The organism is Tomitella cavernea, assembly GCF_016599145.1.
Taxonomy (GTDB): domain Bacteria; phylum Actinomycetota; class Actinomycetes; order Mycobacteriales; family Mycobacteriaceae; genus Tomitella; species Tomitella cavernae.
The window spans coordinates 25,307-43,319 of sequence record NZ_JAENKO010000040.1 but is presented as its reverse complement, the minus strand read 5'-3'; the positions used below and the strand labels follow the sequence as shown (position 1 = coordinate 43,319).

The 18,013-nt window shown below is 70.2% G+C and carries 17 protein-coding genes and 1 pseudogene; 4 read left to right on the top strand and 14 right to left on the bottom strand.

Annotated elements, in window-relative coordinates:
- The 3 genes from JJ683_RS13785 to JJ683_RS13775 form a co-directional block, all read right to left on the bottom strand.
- Positions 1-1,168: cbb3-type cytochrome c oxidase subunit I (locus JJ683_RS13785; protein ID WP_200174923.1), on the bottom strand; the 1,168-nt coding region annotated here is incomplete at its 3' end.
- 579 nt (positions 1,169-1,747) lie between these two features.
- Entirely contained in the window at positions 1,748-2,656 is a 909-nt protein-coding gene (locus tag JJ683_RS13780) for a cytochrome c biogenesis CcdA family protein (protein WP_200174922.1), read from the bottom strand.
- Complete coding sequence (locus tag JJ683_RS13775) at positions 2,653-3,420, bottom strand: DsbA family protein (protein WP_242474710.1); 768 nt, start codon at positions 3,418-3,420, stop codon at positions 2,653-2,655. The genes JJ683_RS13780 and JJ683_RS13775 overlap by 4 nt, the downstream gene beginning before the upstream one ends.
- A gap of 95 nt (positions 3,421-3,515) precedes the next feature.
- Between JJ683_RS13775 and JJ683_RS19780 the strand changes: the two genes are divergently transcribed.
- On the top strand, positions 3,516-4,010 hold the full coding sequence (locus tag JJ683_RS19780) for a peptidoglycan DD-metalloendopeptidase family protein (protein WP_372435300.1): 495 nt from the start codon (positions 3,516-3,518) through the stop codon (positions 4,008-4,010).
- A 268-nt stretch (positions 4,011-4,278) separates the two neighbouring features.
- Here the strand turns inward: JJ683_RS19780 and JJ683_RS13765 are convergent, their stop codons facing one another.
- Entirely contained in the window at positions 4,279-4,446 is a 168-nt protein-coding gene (locus JJ683_RS13765) for a hypothetical protein (RefSeq protein ID WP_200174921.1), read from the bottom strand.
- A 307-nt stretch (positions 4,447-4,753) separates the two neighbouring features.
- The gene (locus tag JJ683_RS13760) at positions 4,754-6,091 is read right to left on the bottom strand and encodes an alpha/beta hydrolase (RefSeq protein WP_200174920.1); all 1,338 of its coding nucleotides are present in this window, start codon (positions 6,089-6,091) and stop codon (positions 4,754-4,756) included.
- 370 nt (positions 6,092-6,461) lie between these two features.
- On the opposite strand from JJ683_RS13760, the gene JJ683_RS19460 reads away from it, so the two are divergent.
- Positions 6,462-6,590, top strand: a complete 129-nt coding sequence (locus tag JJ683_RS19460; protein WP_277952140.1) for a hypothetical protein — start codon at positions 6,462-6,464, stop codon at positions 6,588-6,590.
- A 137-nt stretch (positions 6,591-6,727) separates the two neighbouring features.
- Here JJ683_RS19460 and JJ683_RS13755 read toward each other — a convergent pair whose 3' ends face one another.
- On the bottom strand, positions 6,728-8,359 hold the full coding sequence (locus tag JJ683_RS13755) for a molybdopterin-dependent oxidoreductase (RefSeq protein WP_200174919.1): 1,632 nt from the start codon (positions 8,357-8,359) through the stop codon (positions 6,728-6,730).
- A gap of 153 nt (positions 8,360-8,512) precedes the next feature.
- Here JJ683_RS13755 and JJ683_RS13750 point away from each other — a divergent pair, with 153 nt between their 5' ends.
- On the top strand, positions 8,513-9,184 hold the full coding sequence (locus tag JJ683_RS13750; RefSeq protein ID WP_200174918.1) for a fasciclin domain-containing protein: 672 nt from the start codon (positions 8,513-8,515) through the stop codon (positions 9,182-9,184).
- 207 nt (positions 9,185-9,391) lie between these two features.
- Here JJ683_RS13750 and JJ683_RS13745 read toward each other — a convergent pair whose 3' ends face one another.
- The 6 genes and pseudogenes from JJ683_RS13745 to JJ683_RS13720 all read right to left on the bottom strand — a co-directional run.
- A complete protein-coding gene (locus tag JJ683_RS13745) occupies positions 9,392-10,186 on the bottom strand; it encodes an anti-sigma factor (RefSeq protein WP_200174917.1) in 795 nt (264 codons plus the stop codon).
- The gene (locus tag JJ683_RS13740) at positions 10,179-10,778 is read right to left on the bottom strand and encodes a sigma-70 family RNA polymerase sigma factor (RefSeq protein ID WP_307810932.1); all 600 of its coding nucleotides are present in this window, start codon (positions 10,776-10,778) and stop codon (positions 10,179-10,181) included. Before JJ683_RS13740 ends, JJ683_RS13745 begins: the two co-directional genes overlap by 8 nt.
- 278 nt (positions 10,779-11,056) lie before the next feature.
- Positions 11,057-12,037, bottom strand: coding sequence for an SDR family NAD(P)-dependent oxidoreductase (locus JJ683_RS13735; protein WP_200174916.1), 981 nt, complete (start codon positions 12,035-12,037; stop codon positions 11,057-11,059).
- Positions 12,034-12,492, bottom strand: a complete 459-nt coding sequence (locus JJ683_RS13730) for an SRPBCC family protein (protein ID WP_242474709.1) — start codon at positions 12,490-12,492, stop codon at positions 12,034-12,036. The genes JJ683_RS13735 and JJ683_RS13730 overlap by 4 nt, the downstream gene beginning before the upstream one ends.
- A gap of 9 nt (positions 12,493-12,501) precedes the next feature.
- Positions 12,502-13,797, bottom strand: a complete 1,296-nt coding sequence (locus tag JJ683_RS13725; RefSeq protein ID WP_372435301.1) for a class I SAM-dependent methyltransferase — start codon at positions 13,795-13,797, stop codon at positions 12,502-12,504.
- Positions 13,798-13,899: 102 nt separating this feature from the next.
- Positions 13,900-14,598 (bottom strand): annotated as a pseudogene (locus JJ683_RS13720) (DUF1365 domain-containing protein); the annotation flags it as partial.
- A 191-nt stretch (positions 14,599-14,789) separates the two neighbouring features.
- On the opposite strand from JJ683_RS13720, the gene JJ683_RS13715 reads away from it, so the two are divergent.
- A complete protein-coding gene (locus JJ683_RS13715) occupies positions 14,790-15,146 on the top strand; it encodes a hypothetical protein (protein ID WP_200174915.1) in 357 nt (118 codons plus the stop codon).
- 25 nt (positions 15,147-15,171) lie between these two features.
- Here the strand turns inward: JJ683_RS13715 and JJ683_RS13710 are convergent, their stop codons facing one another.
- Both JJ683_RS13710 and JJ683_RS13705 read right to left on the bottom strand, forming a co-directional pair.
- Entirely contained in the window at positions 15,172-15,807 is a 636-nt protein-coding gene (locus JJ683_RS13710; RefSeq protein WP_200174914.1) for a DUF1707 domain-containing protein, read from the bottom strand.
- On the bottom strand, positions 15,807-17,966 hold the full coding sequence (locus tag JJ683_RS13705) for an MMPL family transporter (RefSeq protein WP_307810931.1): 2,160 nt from the start codon (positions 17,964-17,966) through the stop codon (positions 15,807-15,809). Before JJ683_RS13705 ends, JJ683_RS13710 begins: the two co-directional genes overlap by 1 nt.
- Positions 17,967-18,013 lie beyond the last annotated feature (47 nt).

The window sequence follows — 18,013 nt, the reverse complement described above, 5'->3', positions numbered from 1 at the left end:
CGAAGTACGTGTCGGTCACGTGGAAGTCCAGCGGCGGGCTCGCCAGGATGACGCCCGTCAGGCCGCCGAACAGGAACGTGATGATGAAACCCACCGAGAACAGCATGGGTGTCTCGAACGTCAGCTGGCCCCGCCACATCGTGCCGATCCAGTTGAAGAACTTGATGCCCGTGGGCACGGCGATCATGTAGCTCAGCAGCGAGAAGAACGGCAGCAGCACCGCGCCGGTGGCGAACATGTGGTGCGCCCACACCGTCATCGACAGCGCCGCGATGGAGATGGACGCGTAGACCAGGCCCACGTAGCCGAAGCAGGGCTTGCGGGAGAACACCGGGAAGATCTCCGAGACGATGCCGAAGAACGGGATCGCGACGATGTAGACCTCGGGATGGCCGAAGAACCAGAACAAGTGCTGGTACAGGATCACGCCACCGTTGGCCGGGTCGTAAATGTTGGCGCCGAAGTGCCGGTCGATGATGAGCCCCAGCAGCGCCGCCGCGAGCAACGGGAACACCAGCAGCACCATGATGGCGGTGACCAGAATGTTCCAGGTGAAGATGGGCATCCGGAACATCGTCATGCCCGGCGCACGCAGGGTGACGATCGTGGTCACCATGTTGACGCCGCCGAGGATGGTGCCCAGCCCGGAGAGCACCAGGCCCATGACCCACAGGTCGCCGCCGGCACCCGGGGAGTACATCGAGTCCGACAGCGGCGTGTAGGCGAACCAGCCGAAGTCCGCGGCACCGCCGGGGGTGATGAACCCGCCCAGCGTGATCAGCCCGCCGAACAGGAACATCCAGTACGCCATCGAATTCAGGCGCGGGAAGGCGACGTCGGGCGCGCCGATCTGCAGCGGAAGGATGTAGTTGGCGAAGCCGAACACGATCGGCGTCGCATACAGCAGCAGCATGATCGTGCCGTGCATGGTGAACAGCTGGTTGTACTGCTCGTTGGACAGGAACTGCTGCTCCGGCCGGGCAAGCTCCGCGCGCATGAGCATCGCCATCAGGCCGCCGACCATGAAGAAGGAGAAAGACGTGACCATGTACATGATGCCGATGGTCTTGTGATCGGTGGTGGTGATCAGCCGGTAGATGGCCGTGCCCTTGGGCGCGAGGCCCGGGTACGGCCGCCTCAGCCTCGGCTTGGGAACAGTCTCCGTCATGTCCGGGCCCATCCTCACTACGGCGGCACACCTGTGTTGACGGCAATGCCCCCGCAGCGCGGATCAGTGGAACCGGCCCTCCTCGCCGCGGACGGTCGTCGATGCGGAGGCCTGTCGATCAAAAATTTCCTTCATCGAACAATGACCCTGCCGGCGACTTAATGCAAGCGCTTTCGGCAAAATCCCCGGAACCGGGACCGTGGGGCGGTCAGCCCACCGGATACGCGGGGCCGCTCGCCCCGTCCCGGTGCACGGGTCCGGCGTGGATCGTCACCGTACCGCGCCACGGTGCGGCCAGGGTGGCGAACAGATGACGCCGATGTGCGACGAACGCGACCAGCGCGACGCCCGCGTAGACCCCCGAAAAGGATCAGCCGGCCTCCGGTCGAGGTGATGGGGAGCTGCACGACGAACAGCGCCGGCAGCATCACGGCCGTCGTGCGCGTCAACGACCGCGTCAGCGTCGGCGCGGCCCGGGGCGCACGCGGCGCACGCGTGCGGGTCTCGTACATCATCACTGGCAGGATCTCCGGGACGGCCGTCCACGCAATGTTCGCCTCTGCGAACTCGGAGATCCGCTTATCGGCGCTGCAGGTCGTGGTCCCCCTCGGCGTGGTCAGCATGCTCGCCGCGGTCGTCCACGCTGCTGCCGGCGTCGCGCCGTTCGCTGCGGCGCCGGCGGAGTATCCGCCACCCGAGCACCAGCGCTGCGACGATGACGACGGCGAAGACCACCGCCACGTTCGAGACGGACCCGGCGAAACGGCTCACGTTCTCCTGCAACTGCTGGTCGGTGTCGACCCCCACGATCCCACCGAGGTTCGCCGTGCCGTCGGTGGCCAGGAACAGCGCGCCGATCGCGATGAACAGCAGCCCCGACACCAATGATGTGGTGTGGGTGTGCAGCGGGCCGATCTTGATTCCGCGTCCGCGCAGCCAGCGCCTGTCGCCGAGGCTGAAACGGTCCCACAGAAGCGCCAACAGGAACATCGGCAGTGTCATGCCCAGGGCGAACACCGCTCCGATGATGCCGCCGTAGATCGGGTTGGACCCGATCAGCGCCAGCGAGAGCACCGCCCCGATCAGCGGCCCGGCACAGAACCCGGCCAGCGCGTACACGGTTCCCAGCAGATACACCGAGACGTTTCCGGAGATCTTGATCGACGCGCTGGCACGCTGGGCCGGCCCGAAGGAGAAGCCCTTGCCCACGATGATCACCACGCCGAACACGATCAGCACGATCCCGCCGACCAGTGTGGCGGTGCCCCGATACCGCGTCACCAGCGAACTGAAGGCGCCGACTCCGGCGCCCAGCGGCACCATCACCGTCGCGAGACCCAGGTAGAACAGCGCAGAGCGCGCGGCAAGCTTGCCGACCCCGTCGAAGGCATAGGCGAAGAAGGACGGCAGAAGCAGCGCCGAGCAGGGGCTGAGCAGGAGCAGCATGCCGCCGAGCAGCGCGCCCAGAAGGCCGATCTCGGAGCTCATGCGCCGTCCTGCCCGTCCAGCAGCGTGTCGATCATGTCGGTGAACTCCGAGGTCGGCTGTGCGCCGAGCATCGGATTGCCGTTGATCGAGAACGCGGGGGCAGCGGGGATGCCCAGTTGCTGGGCCTGCGTCGAGTCCGCGGCGATAGCCGCGTCGAACTCAGCGCTCCGCATCTGTGCGGTGAACCGTCCGATGTCCGGCACGCCGGCGTCCTCTGCGAAACCGCGCAGCTTGTCGACGTTCATCGACGGGTGCCCGCCATCCGGGGCCGCCGCATACAGCGCCCGGTTGAACTCCCAGAAGCGGCCCTGTTCGGCCGCGGCCCGCGCGGCGCGGGCAGCGAGCATCGACTCGTCGCCGTAGATGGGCATGTCACGCCATTCGATCCGCAACCGCCCCGAATCGACGTACTTCTCGATCAGGGCGGGCTCGATGTCCCGGCTGAACTTCGCGCAGAACGGGCACCGGTAGTCGGCGAACTCGACGAGCGTCACGGGGGCATCGACGGCGCCGAGCGCCAACGGGTCACCCGGTTCGCGGTTCGCGAGCTCGCCGAGCGGCCCGGACTCACCGGGCGTGACTCCCCGCCCCTCGGATGCGGCCGTCTGCGATTCCGCTCCGCCACCCCCGTCGTTGCCGGTGAAGAGGAGCACCCCGAGCGTGACGGCGACGACGGTGAGCACCGCCATTGCGGCGATCTCAAGGCGCCGCCGGGTGTTGCCGACGGCGCGCGGCGTGCGGTCCGGTCCAGGGCTCGTACTCATCTGCGCTCCGTGTCTTCGTGCGTGGCGTGCGGGTATCCACCGCCGCGGGTTGCACAACGGTGCATCCCGCGGCAGTCCCACAGTCACTACTATGCATGATAGTAGTTCGTCGCCACGTGCGTACTCACGGCGGCATGGTTAGGCATCCGGATGGCCCGCCGGGAGGACACCGCCGGCAGGTCCGGCGCCTACGGCGGCGCCGCTCTGGCACTGTTCGCGGTGGGCTGCCCGGTGTGCAACAAGCTGGCGCTCGTTGCGGCCGGCACCTCCGGAGCGCTGGGGCGGCCGCAGCCGACGGGATCGGGACCGATGCCGGCCCCGCTTCGGGGTTCGGACTGTGGGTGCGTGTGCTCCACGACGACGGCAGCACCACGATCTGCGGCCACATCAACGAGGCCCTCGTCGAGCGAGGACAGAACGTCCGGGCCGACCGGCAGATCGCCACCGTGGGCAACCGTGGCGACCCCACGGGGCCGCACCTGCATTTCAAAGTCCGGAACGCAGCCGGAGTCGCCGTGGACCCGGCTCGTTGGCTGGCCGAACGGGGCGCATTCGTCGCACCGATCGGCGGCCCGGGTTCGTTGTTCTGACCAACCGGCCGGCGCCGCAACGGGCGGGCGTGCTCAGAAGAAGTCCGGTGCCAGCTTGGTGATGACGGCGTAGAACAGCGCGACCAGCGGGACACTCCAGTCGCCGGAGCCCTCGGCGGAAAGGGTCATGGAAAAGCTCTTCGATTCGCCCACGGCGGTCTCCTCTCACGACGCCGACGATGCGGCGGGATCAACACTAGCGCCCCACGACACAACAGGAGCCCCACACGTTACATACGTGCGGGGCTCCTGTGTGTTACTACGGAGATCAGCTGGCGCTGAAGCCGGCGATATCCTGCAGCATGCCGCCGATGGTCTCGAGCATGTCGCCCAGATCGGCGATCTGGGAAGAGCCGAGGTCACCGCTGCTGCCGCCGCTGGAACCGCCGCTGAGCGAAGAGAGCGAGCCGTCCGCGGGAGTGCGCTTGAAAGACATATTGTCTCCTACTGGGTTGATCGTGCATGGGGCGAAACACCCTCCAACGCCCCCTCCGGGCGCCGCCGTCCATCTAACCGGAATGTTGCGCCCATCACAAGACCATTTCAGTCCCGATGCCATCAGTGCTGGTCAGGCGTTCACGACCGCGCCTACCTGGGCAAACGTACGCGCCCCATCCGCACCACCGTACCGTTCAATGCAATGAGGAACGTCGGCGGCGGCGACCTCTTCCGGTCGCCGCCGCCGACGTTTGCAGTAAATCAGTGTGCCTCAGCGATCCATCGGATGGCCGCCGTTACACGTGTCAGTTCCGCGGGGGAACCTGCATGGCCGCCGCCATTCCGCCCCAGGAGTCGTGCAGGTCGTCCTGCCAGTACCCCCACGAGTGGGTGCCGGTGGGCTTGAAGTTGTAGGTGATGTTGGTCATGCCCATGGCGTTAGTGCGGTTCGCCAGGTCGTGCGTGCACATGTTGGTGGCCGCCTCGATCACGCCGCCGACGACGATCTGGTTGGCCAGCGCGAACTGATTGCCCTCGAGCTCCGGGTTGGCCAGCGTGTCATGCTCCCCCGGCAGGCCGCTGCCGGTGGCCACGTAGACGTAGTCGATGCCCTTGAGCTTCTCGGCGTTCACGGCCGCGTCGTTGGCGACCCAGTCCGGGCCGCCCTTGGGGCCCCACATGTCCTCGACGTCGATACCGCCGCGCATGCCGGTCACGACCTCCACGTACTGCTGGCCGGGGAAGGTCGACGTGGCCGCGCAACCGCTGTAGCCGCCCACGGCGTTGTACAGGTTGCCGCCGGGGGTGCCGCCGTTGGCCTCGGAGCCGTTGTCGCTGGCCCACTCGGCCAGCGAGAGCACCGCACTGCCGGACATCGACAGGCCGGCGAGGCCGTTCTTGCCGTTGGTGTCGAAGGTCTGGTTCATGATGGACGGCAGCTCCTCGGTGAGGAACGTCGTCCACTTGTTGTAGCCGTGGAGCTCCTCGACGGGCTGCTGCCAGTCGGTGTAGTAGGAGAACATGCCCTCGAGCGGGGTCACGACGTAGACGTTCTCGTCCTTGAGGAACGACTGGATGTCGGTGCGGGCGCTCCAGTTGGCGGCGTCCTCACCGCCGCCCGCACCGTTGAGCAGGTACAGCACCGGAGAGGCCACGTCCGGGTCGGCGGGCAGCATCACGTGCATCGGAATGGTGCGCTGCATCGACGCCGAGTAGACGTCGAGGATGATGTTCCGGTCCGACTGCCAGTCCTGGTAGGACGAGTTGTTGATGATCAGCGGGTCGCTGACGCGGTTCTTGGTGTCGGTCTTGGGGGCCGTCACGCCATCCGGCGCGAGGTTCATCGCGCGGGCGCGCACCAGGTGCGAGGCGGCGACCTGCTCGTTCCACTTGTTGGGCGTGTTGTACTCCGGGACGTTCTTGTCCGCGGAGACGATCGTGGTGCTTTCGATCTTGTTGATCAGGGCGGACAGCCGCGGGTAGGACTCCGGGTCGTTCTGAATGTCGGTGGAGCTGTTCTCCCAGTTCACCTCCGCCTGGGCGACGGCCGGCACGAGCGCCATCGACGACAGCGCCAGCACTGAAGCCGCGACCACGGCCCGCGTCCCCCGCCGGACCACTCCGGCCTTACCTTGTGGGCTCATCCGCTCCATCAACTCCTCACTAAGACCCGACGCCATCACGGGTCAACGCATCACGATTCTGCCCGACTCCGCCCGATCCCCCGACCGGGAGGCGGTCCGCCGCAGCGTGCGCGGCGATTCACCGCACTTCACCAGGACCATCGTCAAGCAACGCCGCAAGGTTACCCGGTGGTCGCCGCGGTGGATACACCCTTCAGTGCAATGGCCGGAATTCCGGCAGCACCGGATGTCATCCGAACGGACCCATGACACGCATCACCATCCACGAGTCGGGTGAGCCAGGTAACCTTTCCCGCCGTCGCGGCGATGCAATGGGCGGCATCTGAATTCACGTGATGGCACCGGGTGCCCCTGGGCCAGGAGGAACATCATGGGATCGCTTCAGGACATGTTCAACTACGTTGCAGGCTCGATCGGCGACCTCGGCGCCATGTTCGTCGGAAACGTCAACGACGCGTTCGACTTCGTCAACGGCAGCCTCGCGAACCTGTTCGGCTGAGCTGATCGCTAGCACCGCCCTCGCAGGCGGGCCGGAGCCGCCCTGGCCCGCCCTCCTGCGAGGTGCGCCAGGTTCCTCTCCACCCAGTCGCCGCGGGCATCCGCCGGCCACGCGGCCGATCGCAGCCGCACCGGCCGCTACTCCCGGACTGTGACGACGATGCTCTGCCAACCGGTGGCCCCGCCCGGGATCGGCGGGGTGCGCTCGGGCGTCTGCACCACGCCGTCACCGTCGGTGGCCCGCACCTGCAGTGTCGCGCTGCCGGCGTCCGCGGCGGCGACGTCCCAATCCCAGAACCACTGCCGCCACGTGTCGATCGAGTACTCCTCCGCCAGCGTCGCCGGGTGCCACGGGCCGTCGTCCACCCGCACCTCGACGGCCGCGATGCCGCGGTGCTGCGCCCACGCGGTGCCCGCCACCCGCACCCGGCCGGGCCCGACCGTCGCGAACGCGTCCGGCACGTCGATGCGCGAGGCCGTCTTGATCGGTGCCTTCGCGCCCCAGCCGCGGCGCGTCCAGTAGGCCTGCGCCCGGTCGAATCGCGTGAACTCCCAGTCCACCACCCACTTGGTTGCGGAGACGAAGCCATACAACCCCGGCACCACCTGGCGTACCGGGTAGCCGTGCTCCAGGGGCAGCGGCGCGCCGTTCATGGCCACGGCGAGCATCGCGTCGCGCCCGTCGGTCAGCGAGGCCACCGGCGTGCCCACTGTGAACCCGTCGGCGCTGGTGGAAAGCAGCATGTCCGATTCCGGATCCACGTCCAGTTCGGCGATCAGATCACGCATGGGGTAGCCGATCCACGTGGCGTTGCCGGCCAGGCTCCCGCCCACCTCGTTGGAAACGCAGGTCAAGGTGATGATCCGCTCGACCGGCGTGCGGGCGGCGAGATCATCCCAGTCCAGGGTGCGCTCGCGTCCCACCATGCCGTGGATGCGCAACTGCCACTCGTCCGTGCTCACGGCCGGCACCTGCAGCGCCGTGTCGATCCGGTAGAAGCGCGGGTTGGGGGTGATGAACGACGTGGATCCTGGCACGTCGATGTCGGTACCGGGCGGGATCGGCGCGGCGCGGTCGGCGACGGACGGGAGCCGCAGGTGCGCACGCTCGGCGACCACGTCGCGCAGGTGGGCGCCCAGCGAGCGGCCCCCTGCCCACGCGGCGACTGCGACCGCCGCGGCGGCGCCCGAAACGGCGAAGAACCGGCGCCGCGACACACCGTGCCGCTCCCCCGGCGTCGGCAATGAGGCCGGATCCGCCCCCACCCCCGTTGGCGCGGACTCGTGCGCCAGCGTCTTCTGCATCAGCCGCAGCGCGACGATCCCCGCCGCCACGCCAACGACCGTCGGCGCCGCCCACGCCGCAGTGGCCTCCGGCCGCGTCAGCGCCGCATACATCCCCACGGCCCCGCCCGCGAACAGCATCACCGACCCCGCCGGCCGCCGCGGCCGTTCCGCCAGTCCGGCGACGGCGGCGAGCACGACGATCACGAGCGCGATGCCGGCGAACAGGGCGGGCTTGTCGTTGGTGGCGAACGTGTCGATGGCGAACTCGCGGGCCCACGCCGGCGCCCGGTCCACCGTGGTCGCCCCCACCGCGAAGAACGGCGACGAGTTCGGCGCGACGGCCACGCTCACCAGCTCGCCGACACCGAGCACAAGCCCCGCCGCCAGGATTCCGGTGGCGGCGCGGGCGCACAGCAGCGCGGCCCGGCGCCCGCGCCTCGGCCTATCCGCGTCCGTCTGTGCCGGTTCCTGCGGTCTGGTCATGTTCGGGGATTCGGAGCGGCGGCGCCGGCGGATGGGCGCCGAATCATTCTCCGCCGCCACCCATCCGCCGCAGCCGCGGCAGCGAATGACTCTCGACAGCTGCTCGACCGGTCCGGCGCCGCGCGCCCCGGACACAGACCGAAGGGAACCGCAATGCGCACAACCACTCGTACAAGGCTCGGCGGGATCGTCGCCCTGTCCGCGGCGGCGGCGATCGGCCTCACCGCCTGCTCCTCGGGCGGCGGCGACTCCGCGACGTCCGGATCCGCCGCATCCGGCACCGCGATGGCGTCGGAGACCGCCTCCTCCGACGGCATGGCCGAACCGGCCGCAAACCTGGTGGGCCCCGGCTGCGCGACGTACGCCGAGCAGAACCCGTCGGGCCCGGGCTCGGTTTCGGGCATGGCGCAGGACCCGGTCGCCACGGCGGCCTCGAACAACCCGATGCTCACCACCCTCACCAAGGCGGTGTCCGGCCAGGTCAACCCGGACGTCAACCTGGTGGACACGCTCAACAGCGGGCAGTTCACGGTCTTCGCCCCCACCGACGACGCCTTCGCGAAGATCGACCCGGAGACCATGTCGATGCTGCAGACCAACGCCGATGCGCTCACGCAGATCCTCACCTACCACGTGGTGCCCGGACAGCTGAGCCCCGACGAGATCGCCGGTGACCACAAAACGGTCGAGGGCGCCGAGGTGACCGTCACCGGCAGCGGCGACGACCTCAAGGTCGACGGCGCGTCGGTGGTGTGCGGCGGCGTGCAGACCGCCAACGCCACCGTCTACCTGATCGACAGCGTGCTCATGCCCCCGCAGAGCTGACGGTCCCCCGCAGGAACCCCGGCCCGCCGCCTCGTTGGAGGCGGCGGGCCGGGCACGCTGCGGGCCGTCCGCTCGTCAGACGAAAGCGCCGGTGATCCCGGCGGGTGGCGGGCGCCGCGCGCCGATCCGCATCTCGCGCGCGTGTTCTCCCGGCGTGTCGTGCGAACCGGCGCGCGGCGCGCCTGCCGCGATAGGTACGGACGGCCGTCAGGCCAGGCTGATGGTCGCGAGAACGTTCGTCGGCTGCGGCGAACCGCCGGGCGGCTCGACGCTGATGCCGATCCGGGTGGAAGCGTCGATGTCCTCGACGACGGCACGCGTCGACGGCGTCACCTCGGCCGGTTCCATCATCCCCACCGATGTCGGCGGGTGATCCGACCCCAACAGCCACAGCTGATAGACGGTGTTCGGCTGCGGCGGCGCGACGCCGTCCATCAGCAGCACCGCCGCGTTCGCGTCCCGCGAATACACCACCGTGGCCGTGCCCCCGCCGACGTCGACGGCGCCGGTGCGGACATCCGACGCGTCGAACACCTGCGCCGCGGCAGGCGGCCCCTCGGTGCCGCCGATCCGGTTGCCGATCACCACGCCCCCGGCCACGAGAACCGCGGCCGCCGCTGCCGCTCCCACTCCGCGCGTCCAGCGCCAGCGCCGCCGGAGCCGCTGCTCGTCCAGGGACACCGGCGCGGGCGGCACGTGTCCCGGTGCTGCGCGGCCGGCCGGCCCGGCCATGTCCCCGTCCGCGTCGATCCGCGCCAGGATCCCGCCGAGCAGGCTTTCGGGCGGCTGCTCTTCGGTGCTCCGCGCAAAATCCGCCAGCGCCTCGCGGTGCCCGCGGACGCGCCGCAGGAACTCGTCGCGCACCCCCTGGTGGGCGGCATCCATTGCGGAGTCGATGGCCCGGCGCTCCGCGTCGTCGACCGCGTCGAGCGCGTAGGCCGCGGCGAGGCCCAGCAGCTCGTCGTCACTGCCCGGACCGACGATCCGGATCTGTTCAGCCATCGCTGCGCCCCCTGCGGTTCCGGCTCTGCCCGCCGAGGCAGTCGCGCAGCCGGGCGAGGCCATCACGCATCCGAGACTTGACCGTGGGAAGGGCCACCTGCAGTCGTTCGGCCACCTGCCTGTAGGTCAACCCGCCGTAGTAGGCGAGGTCCACGCTGGAGCGTTGCACGGCCGTGAGCGTCTCCAGACAGTCCGCCACCGCGCGCTGCTCATCACCTCGGACGACGGCCTCGGCCACATCGTCGTATCCGGTGGTCGTATCCGCTGCCCCGTAGGCATTGTCACGGTTCGTGCTCGCCTGCTCACTGCGCACCCGATCGATGGCGCGCCGGTGCGCGAGCGTGATCAGCCAGGACATCGCCGAGCCCCTGGCGGGGTCGAAGGACGACGCCGTGCGCCACACCTGCAGGTAGACCTCCTGGACCGTCTCCTCCGTGTAGCCCGGGTCGCGCAGTACGCGCAACACCATTCCGTAGACCCGAGGGCTGGTGACGCGGTAGAAATCGGCGAACGCCTCCCTGTCGCCGCCGGAGAGCCGACCCAGCAGCGTGGCCGGGTCGGTGGTCTCGCCTGCACGCTGTCGTGCGCTCACGCTGTCGGACTCTCCACAGGCGAGAATGCTACCGGAGCACGTCACTCGGCCGTCCCAGGAACGCCGCCGCGCCGCCCCCGCCGGCGCCAGTCGCATCGCCATCGCGCATTCACCCCGTCACCGGACAGGCTCGGTGCATGCCGAGGCCGCCTTCGCCCGCTGCTTCTCGGGCTCCGTCCCCAGTTGCGAAAATGCGAACACTCTCATGCAAAGGATTCGAAGCAGCAGACTCGCCGGATGGGTTTGACGACGCTGCCGAACGGGTAGGGGTCCTGCCGTCAGCCCTCCACCGCGCTGCGCACATACCGCCACAGCGCGTCCCTGTCGTCGGCGGAGTAGCGGGTGCGCGGCAGATAGTGCTCCGGCCGTGGCGCCCAGTCATGCCACAAGCGCGCGCCGGGCAACTCCCGGCCGGTAGCGACGAGCCAGGTGATCGTATCGGCACCCTGGTCGGGGCTGCGGAGGATAGCGCCTACCAGCCGGTGGAACCCTGGCAACGATCTGGCGACACCGGGGGTTTCGACCCAACCCGGATGCATCGCCGCCACCGTCACCTTTTCGCCCGACAGGCGCTCGGCGAGGGGCGGCAGCAACGCGACCTGCATGCGTTTGGTCCGCGCATAGGCGGTGGCACCGCGAAACTGTCCGCAGCGGTACTCGGGGTCCTCGGAGTGCAGCGTCTGCGTGTACATCCCTCCCGACGAGACGAACACGACGCGCGGCCGGGCCGCTCCGGCCAGCAGTGGCCGCATCTCCTCCGTGAGCAGGAACGGGCCGAGAACGTGCGTGGCGAGCGTGATCTCGTGGCCCTGCGCCGATTCGCCGCGCGACTCCGGCAGCACCCCAGCGTTGTGGACGAGGGCGTCCAGCTTCGGCAGCGACGACCTCAGCCGCCGCGCGGTGGAGCGCACAGCGTCGAGGTCCGACACATCGCAGCGTTCCACGCGGACGTCGGCTTGCGGATGGGCGCGCAGAACCTCGTCGCGTGCGTCGGCGCCCTTGCTTGTGTTGCGCACGAGCATCACGACCTGCGCGCCCAGCCCTGCGAGCTGCGTCGAGACGGCCTTGCCGATGCCGGAGTTCGCGCCCGTCACTGCGACGATGCCACCGGCAAGCGCACCGTCGGCGAGGTCCGGGCCCTCCCCGCCGCGCCACAGCCGCGCCCGCAGCGCGTACCCGAAGCGCGAGTAGCCGGGCACCACAGTGCGATCGAGCGCGGAATCGGCCATCATCCGCAGCGCATGCCCGGCATCGGTCATGACTCGACCACGTCCCGCATCCGTTCCAGGGTGCGGCGCATGTCGTTGCGGATGCGCCGTCCGCGCACCGCGCCGAGCAGAATCCAGTACGGCCGTGCCCACAGCGCCGAGGTGAAATCGAACGTCTCGGTCACATCCACCCCGTCCCCGTCGGCGCGGGGCTCCAGACGGTAGCCCCACCGGGTGATGGGGTTGTCGGCGGAGCCGACGCCGAAGGTGAACTCGCGCCGCGGCTCGCACACCAGCACCGTGCATGGGGTCCAGTAGGTGGGGCCGATCTCGTTGCGGCGCACGTGGCCGCGGAACCGGGCGCCGGCGGCCGGCCCGGACGCACCGCCGAGCCACTCCGCCTCGAACGTCTCCGGCGAGAACTCGCCGATCCGCGTCACATCGCTGACCAGCTCCCAGACCGCCTGAATCGGCGCGTGCATCGTCATCGTCGTCTCTTCGTGCATATCCCGAAACTACCGGCCTTCCCTGTCTGTGCCGACCTGCAGCGGCGCCGGCGTGCGCTCCACGGGGCGATCGAGCACTATCTGCTGCACGTCCAGGTAGCCGGACCGGAACCCGGCTTCCGCGTAGCACAGGTAGAAGTGCCACATGCGCCGGAACACCCGGTCGAACCCCAGCGCGGCGATCCGCCGGCTCTGCGCCTGGCTGCGCTGGTCCCACAGGCGCAGCGTGCGCGCGTAGTGCGGACCGAAGGACATCGTCCCGCGCACACGCAGATCCGTGCACCGGCGCGCCACCGACTCGATCGCCTGCGCCGACGGCAGGAACCCTCCGGGGAAAATGTACTTCTGGATCCAAGTGTAGGTGTCCCGGGTGCGCAGCATCCTGTCGTGCGGCATGGTGATGGCCTGCAGCGCGAACCGGCCGCCGGGCGCCAGCAACGCGTCCACCGAACGGAAATAGCCGGCCCAGTACTCGTGCCCGACCGCCTCGATCATCTCCACCGAGACCACCGCGTCGTACTGCCCGTCGACCGCGCGGTAGTCGCACAGGTCCACCCGCACCCTGTCTCCGTATCCGGCGGCCCGCACGCGCCTGGCCGCCTCCGCCTGCTGCTCCTCCGAGAGCGTCACCGAGCGGACGTGGGCACCGCGCGCCGCCGCCCTGATGCACAGTTCCCCCCAGCCCGTGCCGATCTCGAGCAGCCGCGTGCCCTCGCCGACCCCGGCGGCGTCGAGGAGCCGGTCGATCTTGGCCCGCTGCGCCGCGGCGAGATCGCCCCATCCGGCCGCCTGCGCATCGTCGAACAGCCCGCTGGAATACGTCATGGTCGGGTCGAGGAACAGGGCGAAGAAGTCGTTCGACAGATCGTAGTGCTCCGCGATGTTGCGGCGCGCGTTCTCCGTGGTGTTGCGCTCGTGCTGCGGCCTGGCCCGCACGTAGAGCCTCCGCAGGCCCTGCAGCCGCCCCGGCACCAGGTCGGTCATCCGAGTGGCCAGCCGGGCGAGCACCGCGTCGAGGTCCGGCGACGCCCAGTCCCCGGCCATGTAGGCCTCGCCGAAGCCGATCAGTCCGTCGGCACCGACGCGCCGTGCGAACGCGGCGGGATCGTGCAGGATCATCCGCGGGGCGGGCGGAAGGTCCGGCGACGGTTCGGCCGCGTCGCCGATCACCGTGCCGTCGGGCAGCTCGATGCGGATCGGAGTGCCCTGGGCGGCGAGCCGGCCGGCGATCCGGCGGAACAGCAGCGCCACCACCGGGGCGGCCAGGCGCGCCCGGACCGTCCGCGGCGCGTCGGGCACGCGCACGGTTCCACCTGCACGGTCGGCATCGCCGTCCCGGGCCTGTCCCAGTGCTGTCGAACCCGGTCGGCTGTCCGATGCGGCGTGCCGGGGGTGCGCCGGACGCGGCAGGATCGGCAGGCCGCGCGCCCACAGCCGGACCCCCTCCGCGCGGATGTACGCCGACACCGCGAGCGGCGCCCAGGGGGCGCGCAGTTGGGCACGCAGGATGTTCCCGACGGTCGCGGGCAGACGGTCGCCGGTCACCTGGGCGATGAACGGGTCGTGCCCGTCACGGTGCAGCGTCACGTTGAGCGCCAGGTGGGCGCCGGGCTCGGGCAGGGCCATGCCGTAGCGGCCGTCGCTGTCGTTGAACGGGGAGACGTAGAACGCCTTGTCCGCCGACGCCCGGCCGCGCCGGTCGGTCTCGAGCAGGTAGCTGTGGCGCTGGCCGTACGTGTTGTGCACCTCGGCGATCACGCACACGAGCCGCTCGTCCGGATCGTGGCACCAGTAGACGGTGAGCGGATTGAACACGTAGCCGAGCACCCGCGCGTTCATCATCGCGGTGACACGGCCGCCGCACAGGTCCACACCATGCCGGGCCAGGAAGGCGTCGACACGGGCGCGCAGCCCCTCGCCGGGCGCGCCGCCCAGGTGGTCCGCGCCGCGGAACCGGGCCAGCGGCGCCAATGGCCCCGGCAGGCGCGGCAGATCGTCGAGGTCGACGAACCAGCAGTAGCTCGTATGCACCATGCGCCGGCGCACCGGCTCGGTGCGCACGTGGGTGATGCGGGTGAGGTACAGCGCCGTCGCCGCCGCCTGCATATCCACGGATTCCATCATAGTGAGGATTCGGCGCGGCTGCCGGAGCGGATGGGTGGGCGATCGTTCCTCGACCCGACCACCGCGCAGGTCACATCCCCAGGGACGCCACTGCCCGCACACGCGCCTCCCGGCATGGACAGCAGGAGGAAGCCGCGCGTAGCGTTCTTTGTCCACCCCGCGAGGAGCCGACGATGTTCACACGAGCTCGTGCAGTCATAACCCGGACCGCCGCAATCACCGCCGCGATCGGCGCCGTCGCACTGTTCGGCGCGGCCGGCCAGGCGTCCGCCGAGGTCGCCCCCGGCGCCTACACTTCGACGACATTGTCGGCGGGCAGCGTGCTGCTGCAGCGCGTGGGGCACGTCGAGGGCCGGGACCTCGTTCTGATCGGGCGCTACCCGATCCATCCGACGCCCACCGGCGGCTACGTCGACTTCTTCCCCGGCCACCGGGTGGTGATGAACAGCGACGGGCACGGCGGATATTCGGGGCCGGCGTATCTGGGGCCCTTCGTCGTCGGAGCCTTCACGCTCACGCCGCTCGGCTGACCGGCACCGCACCGGCGGGGCGCGGCTACCGGTTGCGTTTCGCCCGCCATCGCCGCCAGCCCTCCCGCCATCGGGTGCTCAACCGGGGTTCGTCCGCCGCGCGGGATTCGATGAGAACCCGGCCGAACCATCCGGCGGGCTGCACTCGGATGAGCGGCGTCCCGGGAATCCGCGGCACCGCGGCGAGCGTGCACGAGTGCGTGTCCGACAGCACCGAATCGGAGTCCAGCACCACCTCGACCCCTTCGGGAACGGTGATGCGGATGTCGCCGAACACGCAGGTGGCGTCGATGCGGATCTCGCCGTCGGTGATGGTCGCCGGTCGCAGGTCCAGTTCGATGTCCGCGAACACGGCGACGGCCTTGGATCGCGCGGGCAGCCGCCAGTTTTCGGCGCGCACCACGTTGTCGAACAGCGCGATACTGCGGGGGACAATGGCCGGCGTCGTGCCGACGATCGGCGCGAGGTCACCCGTGATCTCCGCAAGCTCGGCACCGGTGCGCGCCCGGCCGGACCTGTCGAGCCGGTCGATGTAGTCGTTGAGGTCGAGTTGGCCGTGTCCCACCGCCTCCGCGAGCCGCGCGGCCGCCGCCGCACGGTCCGTGTCCCCCACCGGCAGTGGCGAGCCCGAATCCGGTTCGCGCACCGGGTCGTTGTTCATCACGGCCCCTTCATACCCTCACCGGCGTCGCGACCGCGACCGGGCGCGCCGCGCCACAGCCGCGACGGCCACCAGACGCGGTCGCCGATCTGCAGCGTCAACGCCGGAACCAGCGCCGAGCGCACGATGATCGTGTCCAGCAGCACCCCGAAGGCCACCAGGAACGCCACCTGGGCGAGGAAGATCAGCGGGATCACCGCCAACGCGCCGAAGGTGGCAGCCAGCACGATCCCCGCCGACGTGATCACGCCGCCCGTCACGGCCAGCCCGCGGCGCACGCCCTCGCGGGTGCCGTGCCGCGCGGACTCCTCGCGCACCCGCGTCATCAGGAAGATGTTGTAGTCCACTCCCAGGGCGACGAGGAACACGAACGCGAACAGCGGCACCGTCGGATCCGCGCCTGGAAAGTGGAAGATGTGGTTGAACACCAGCGCGCCCACGCCGAGGGTCGCGGCGTAGGAGAGAACGACGGTGGCCAGCAGCAGCACCGGGGCGACGACGGCCCGCAGCAGCAGCATCAGCACCGCGAGCACCACCACCAGCACGGCGGGGATGACGACGTTACGGTCGCGCGCGGCCGTGTCCTGGGTGTCGATCTGCGTCGCGGTGGTGCCGCCGACCACGGCGTCCGCACCCGGAATCGCCTGCACCGCATCGCGGATGCCGCGGACGGCGGATTCTGCGGCACTCGAGTCGGCGGCCGATGCCAGCGTGGCCTGGACCTGCACCCGGCCGTCGACGACCTTGGGCGGGCCGCCGGGCGCCCCCGACGCCGACACCGGCGCGACGCCGGGCGCCACCCCGGGCACCCCCTGCACCCGGTCGACTACCTCGGCGGCGGCGCCCTGACGCGCGAAGATCAGCACGGGCGAACCCGAACCGCCCGGGAAATGCTCGCTGAGCACCGACTGCCCGGTGACCGAATCGACCTGGGTGAGAAAGATATCGGACTGCGGGATGCCGCTGGCCTTGAGCTGCGGGGTGAATGCCGCGCACACCGCGAGCACCAGCGCGGACACCACCCACACCGCGGTGTGGTGCGCGTCCACCTTGCGGGCGATCGTCCACCACAGGCCCTTGCGCTCGCCGCCGGAGGCGTCCTCGGCGTCGCGCACGCTGCGGCCGGTGATCGCGGGGCGCAGCGGCCAGAACGCCGCGCGGCCGGTGAGCGCGAGCACCGCGGGCAGGAAGGTCATCGACGCCACGAACGCGGCGGCGATCCCGATGGCGGCGATGGGCCCCAGGCTGCGGTTGGAGTTGAGCTCGGAGAGCATCAGGCACAACACGCCGAGGATCACCGTGCCCGCCGAGGCGGCGACCGGCGCCAGCACGCCCCGCCAGGCCCGGAGCACCGCGGGGATCCGGCGGCCGTCCAGGTGCAGCTCCTCACGGAACCGGGAGACCAGCAGCAGCGCGTAGTCGGTGGCGGCGCCGAAGACGAGGATGAACAGGATGCCCTGACTCTGGCCGTTGAGGACGAGCACATCGCTGCCGGCGAGCAGATACACGATCGCCCCCGCGCCGGCGAGGGCGAACACAGCGGACACGAGAACGAAGATCGACAGCAGCGGGCTGCGGTAGACGATGACGAGGATGACGAACACGACCGCCCCCGCCACGCCCAGCAGCAGCCCGTCGATGCCGGAGAACGCCACGCCCAGGTCCGCCGCCTGGCCTGCGGGCCCGGATACGAGCACACGCAGCCCGTCCGGTGCGGTGTCGGAGACGTGGGTGCGCAGCGCTTCGACGGCGTTCGAGGTGTCCGCAGCGTCCACCGGCAGCACCATCTCCAGCGCCTGGCCGTCGTCGGAGCGGATCGGCGGCGAACCCTGCTGCGCCCCCGCGCCCGAGCCGGTCGCCCACTCCGACAGCGACTGCAGGTAGTCCGAGTCCGCATCGGTCACCGGCCGGCCGCCTGACCGGTCGGCGACGAGCACGGCGGGCACGGTGTCCGTGTCCGCGAACTGCTTCTGCAGCTCCGCCGCGCGGGTGGACTCGGCCGACGCGGGCAGGTAGGAGGTCTGCGAGTTGGACTGGACGCTCGCGAGCTGCCCGATCAGCGGGCCTCCCACGCCGCCGATCACCAGCCACGCGAGGACCACGACGGCCGGCAGCAGCCAGCGGAGCACGTGCGGGCCGGTACCTGAGTCCCGATTCACCGTCGAACTCCCCTCGCTCCACAGGCACAGCCAGCCGCATCGGTCTG

Coding starts and splice junctions, on each gene's coding strand:
- JJ683_RS13780 (WP_200174922.1), bottom strand. CDS start 2,656: ATGAGCTCCGAGATCGGCCTTCTGGGCGCGCTGCTCGGCGGCATGCTG.
- JJ683_RS13775 (WP_242474710.1), bottom strand. CDS start 3,420: ATGAGTACGAGCCCTGGACCGGACCGCACGCCGCGCGCCGTCGGCAAC.
- JJ683_RS19780 (WP_372435300.1), top strand. CDS start 3,516: ATGATAGTAGTTCGTCGCCACGTGCGTACTCACGGCGGCATGGTTAGG.
- JJ683_RS13765 (WP_200174921.1), bottom strand. CDS start 4,446: ATGTCTTTCAAGCGCACTCCCGCGGACGGCTCGCTCTCTTCGCTCAGC.
- JJ683_RS13760 (WP_200174920.1), bottom strand. CDS start 6,091: ATGAGCCCACAAGGTAAGGCCGGAGTGGTCCGGCGGGGGACGCGGGCC.
- JJ683_RS19460 (WP_277952140.1), top strand. CDS start 6,462: ATGGGATCGCTTCAGGACATGTTCAACTACGTTGCAGGCTCGATCGGC.
- JJ683_RS13755 (WP_200174919.1), bottom strand. CDS start 8,359: ATGACCAGACCGCAGGAACCGGCACAGACGGACGCGGATAGGCCGAGG.
- JJ683_RS13750 (WP_200174918.1), top strand. CDS start 8,513: ATGCGCACAACCACTCGTACAAGGCTCGGCGGGATCGTCGCCCTGTCC.
- JJ683_RS13745 (WP_200174917.1), bottom strand. CDS start 10,186: ATGGCTGAACAGATCCGGATCGTCGGTCCGGGCAGTGACGACGAGCTG.
- JJ683_RS13735 (WP_200174916.1), bottom strand. CDS start 12,037: ATGACCGATGCCGGGCATGCGCTGCGGATGATGGCCGATTCCGCGCTC.
- JJ683_RS13730 (WP_242474709.1), bottom strand. CDS start 12,492: ATGCACGAAGAGACGACGATGACGATGCACGCGCCGATTCAGGCGGTC.
- JJ683_RS13715 (WP_200174915.1), top strand. CDS start 14,790: ATGTTCACACGAGCTCGTGCAGTCATAACCCGGACCGCCGCAATCACC.
- JJ683_RS13710 (WP_200174914.1), bottom strand. CDS start 15,807: ATGAACAACGACCCGGTGCGCGAACCGGATTCGGGCTCGCCACTGCCG.